Source organism: Pseudoalteromonas luteoviolacea DSM 6061, from assembly GCF_001625655.1.
Taxonomy (GTDB): domain Bacteria; phylum Pseudomonadota; class Gammaproteobacteria; order Enterobacterales; family Alteromonadaceae; genus Pseudoalteromonas; species Pseudoalteromonas luteoviolacea.
Window position 1 is genome coordinate 1 of record NZ_AUYB01000048.1, and the last position, 4878, is coordinate 4878.

General features: G+C 48.4%; 1 protein-coding gene. It reads right to left on the reverse strand.

From position 1 onward, the window contains the following. Nucleotides 1–4878 (reverse strand): non-ribosomal peptide synthetase (locus tag N475_RS02605; protein WP_063364637.1); only part of this gene is annotated, 4878 nt, incomplete at both ends.

Below are 4878 nucleotides of genomic sequence, written 5' to 3' on the forward strand. Positions count from 1 at the left end.
AATACCGACTGCCAAATGCTGACTAGCTGTGTCTCCAACTCTGTTTCTGGTGCCTGATATGCCTGCGTTTGAATTTGCCCCGCATCTGGGACCGGTAGCGCACGTTTGTCTACCTTCCCATTTTGCGTTAATGGCATAACCGGCATCAGCACAAATATTGCTGGGACCATGTGAGCGGGTAGCACACTCTCCATTTGCGCACGGAGTTGTTGCTGCGCTAACTTCTGCGCCTCTTCCCCTTGCGCTTCTTCATTTAGCACCGCATACGCAACTAATTGCTTTTGACCCGGCTTGTCTTCTCTTACTATCACTGTTGAAACTCTGACTTGCTCCAACGCCGATAGATTCTGCTCTATTTCACTCAGCTCTATCCGGAAACCTCTGATTTTCACCTGGTCATCCGTTCTGCCTATATATTCCAGCTCTCCATCTTCTAAATAGCGAGCAACATCGCCCGTCTTATACAGCTTGTCTCCCTGCTTATAAGGGTTATCAATAAACCGCTCCGACGTAAGCTCTGCCCTATTCAAGTAGCCTCGCGTAACGCCACCGCCCCCAACATACATCTCCCCCGGTGTACCCTGTGGAACCAGCTCTCCATCGCCGTTTAATAGATACAGACTCAAGTCACTGATTGGAGCTCCTATTAGACTTCCGCGGTTTTGCGCTATGTCTTCTTGCGTTACTCGCTTGTACGTAACGTGTACGGTTGTCTCTGTGATACCGTACATATTGATCAGCTTCGGACTGTCATCGCCATGGCGTTGAACCCAACGCTTAAGCTCAACGAAATTCAACGCTTCACCACCAAAGATGATGTTGCTCAGTGCTAACTCGCCTTGCTGGCGTTGGTCCTCTCGGATCAACTGAGTAAAAGCTGTTGGCGTTTGGTTTAATATCGTCACCCGCTCCGCCACCAATAGCTGATAAAACTCTTCTGGCGAACGTGATAACCACTGTGGAATAACAACCAAGCGGCCACCGTATATCAGGGCTCCCCAAATCTCCCACACCGAGAAATCAAAGGCTGGTGAATGGAACATCGTCCATACATCTTGTTCATCAAAACCAAACTGCGCTTCTGTGGCCTTAAATAAACGCGTGACATTACCATGCTCTACCAATACCCCCTTTGGCTGGCCCGTTGAGCCAGATGTGTAAATCACATACGCCAAATCAGATGCATGCACAGCATGGGACAGGTTGTCGGTCGACTCCCCACTGACCGCCGATAGCATCACGGTGGATAACGATGCCAATGCCTCATGAGATACATGGGCAGGCTCAGTCACCACCAACGACAGTTCACTGTCTTTGATGATGTATTCAAGTCGCTCAGTTGGATAATGAGGGTCTAATGGCACATACGCACCACCGGCTTTGAGAATAGCCAAAATACCCACGATTAATTCCGCCGAGCGCTCCATGCACAAGCCCACTAACGTATTGGCCGTCACCCCTTGTGCAACCAAAGCATGTGCCAATTGATTCGCACGCGCATTCACCTGTTCATAGGACCAATGCTGCCCTTCAAAGGTCAGCGCTATCGCGTCTGGTGTGTGCGCAACTCGTGCTTCAAATAAGCTGTGTAAGCTCGGCTGTGTATCAAAACATTGCTCTGGCTCGTGATTTTCCAATAACCCTTGTTGCTCTGATACTGACAGTAAAGAGCTCGTCTGATGTGGACGGGTAATGTCATTCAGCATCCAGTGCAATGCATTTACATAGTACTCACCTAAACGGGCAATTTGGGACGCGCTGTATGACCCACTGTCATAACTAAAGCGTAAGCCCATTTCTTCACCATCCGCACTGCGTGAAATATCCGTGGTTAAACGGAAGTTTGTGTGCTCCGAGCCGCTGGATGACAGGGCCTTTAAGTCCCCACCGTCAACTTGGTTCAAAACATGGAAGTGGGTGTAGTTAAATAAGACTTCGTTGAACTCCATCTCACTATTTTGCTGAATTTTAAGCAGCGGGTAACGACGATGTGGCATGCTCTGAGCAGTCAGCTCTGCAACACGTTTAATCAGTGTGCCCCAATCTTGCTTTTCTAAGTGCAGCTGTAAAGGCAGCGAATTTAGGAATAACCCTAACCCCTGCTCACCACCGGCACGCTCTGGACGACCATTGGTTGTCACACAACTCATTACCTGATTCGCACCACTCATCGTCGCCAACGCTTTCAAGTGCGCCGTTAGCAGCACGGCTTGTACTGGTACACCAATTTTTTGTGCCAGTGCGACCACAGGTTTCGCCAAAGCATCAAACTCTGCCACTTCTGCAATGTGATACCCATCATTTACACCATCGCGACGAAGCGGTAATTGCTCTGTCGGGGCATCCTCTAGCAGCTGCGAGAAGTATTGACTGGCGTCTTCTTTTTCAAGCGTTGCCAACTCCTCTGCAATATAGGCTCTGTATGTCCAATCGGCTTCTTGTGGTAATAAAGCGTTTCCAGCCAATAGCTGTTCATAATTGGCATATAACTCTGCTGTCAAAGTTGCTCGACTCCAGCCATCTAGTACCGCATGGTGGAAGCTAATCGTGAACTCAAAGCTCGTCGCACTACGTAAGAACACGTTAATTTGGAACAGGGGTCCCTGCTCCCAATCAAACACATGTTGCTTACGTGCTTCTCGCCACTCAACTAACCACTGCTCTTGCGCTGCTGCGGGTATCTCGGTGATATCTTCTACGACCAAAGGCGCTGCCATCGATTTATGTACTAACTGTAGCGGGCGTTTACCCTGTAATCTAAAACCAGTACGTAAAATAGGGTGACGAGCTATGCAGGCATTTAATGCCGCTTCAAAATGCGCTTGGTGCCATGGGTACTCGATATGTTCGCTATTAATATCGTGATATACCCCACTGAATCCATCCATCTGTGTATGGAACACCATCCCCGCTTGTAACGCTGACATCGGGTATCCATCTTCATACTCAGCGGAGATGTCTTCACGCTCTTGCGCTGTTAACAATGCAAATGGCGCAAGCTCTTCAGTGTGCTCAACCTGCTCTGTCAATGTTGCAACATGCGCCGCCAACGCTTCTACTGTTTGATAGGTAAACAGATCTTGGATCCCCAAAGTAATCCCATGCTCTTTGAGCAGCGACACGATGCGGATCGATAGGATTGAATCACCACCGATACTGAAAAAGTTATCTTTGATACCCACCTGCGAAACCTGCAGGACTTGCTGCCACACATCACACAATAACGTCTGGGTGTCGTTCTGAGGGGCAACATACACTTGCTCTTGCATCGCACTGTCTTCAGGGGCAGGCAGTGCTTTGCGATCAACTTTACCGTTGAACGTCAGTGGCATCGAAGTCAGCAGCACACACACACTCGGTACCATGTAAGCTGGTAGCGTATTTTTCAATTCGCTCAGATAGGCATTTTGCAACGCCTCTAGTGCCGTATTTTGCGCCTCAGGCACATCCAGCTGCGGGTAATCCGCAGGGACAACATAAGCCACTAAACGATGCTCTTGTTGCGTTGCTGGATTTGGCAGTGCTAATACCGCTGCGTCACGCACGTCTGCTCTGCGCAGTAAGACTTCTTCTATTTCACCCAACTCAATACGATAACCACGGATCTTAACTTGGTGATCTACTCGCCCAATAAATTCCAACTCACCATTGTCACGCCAACGGACTAAATCACCGGTGCGATACAAAGGCTCAGCGGCATTATCAGGGTGCGTAATGAAGCGCTCAGCCGTCAAATCATCACGATTAACATAACCCAGTGCAACCCCGTCGCCACCAATATATAACTCACCAATACTGTTAAATGGTTGTGCCTGCATGCCAGCAGAAAGGACATATAAACGGGTATTTTGGATCGGCTTACCAATCGGTACCGCCACTTGCTCTGGAGCAGGTGTATATGTTGGTGAAACAGTATAAATACTACACCCAACAACCGTTTCTGTCGGACCATACTCATTTACAAATGTGGTATTGGGTAACAAGCTCTCACGATAGGGCTGCAATGTTTGATAAGTTAACTGCTCTCCTCCAACAACCACAATATGGGGCACTTGATTACTCTGGCCAGAAGTATGTAAGTGACTCAATGCTTCTAAGTGTGCTGGTGTAATTTTGAATAGCCACGCCTCTGAGCTCTCAAATAATTGCTGTGCTAACAACGTTAAGCTTTGCGCATTATCCGCAATGAAACGAACCGTTTTACCAGCCAACAATGGCGTTAATAACGTCGTAACAGTCGCGTCGAAACACAACGGAGAGCTCACAATAGCGCCCTGAATTTCAGCGTTCAGGTACGTCTCTTTGGCATGACTGAGGTAATTCAGTACGCCTTTATGTGGTACCACAACCCCTTTAGGTTGGCCCGTAGAGCCGGAGGTGTATAGGATATACACAGCAGCATCAATTGCGACCGGTTCGCACACCGTATTCTCTACAAAGTCATCAAGCCATTCATCTGACGAAACCGCACCATCCATCATCAAGACATCAACGCCACCAAGCGTCGTTTGTGCAATAGATGCTTCATCAAATAGAACAAGGTTAATCTGTGCATCGTCTACCATAAAGGCTAAACGGCTATCTGGAAGTTCAGGCTCAAGTGCCACATAGGTTGCGCCCACTTTCATCACACCAAGCACAGCAATCAGCATTTCGATAGAGCGAGGAAGACAAATCCCAACACGCTCCTGAGGCGCAATCCCCATTTCTTGCAAATATGACGCGAGGCGATCAGCACGCTCATTTAATTGTGCATAAGTGAGCTGTTGCCCAGCGCATTCAGTCGCAATCGCATCCGGTGTCAACGCCACTTGTTTAGCAAACTGTACTTGTAAACAATCATTGTTATCGTATGCACGCGCCGTGTCATTCAATGCG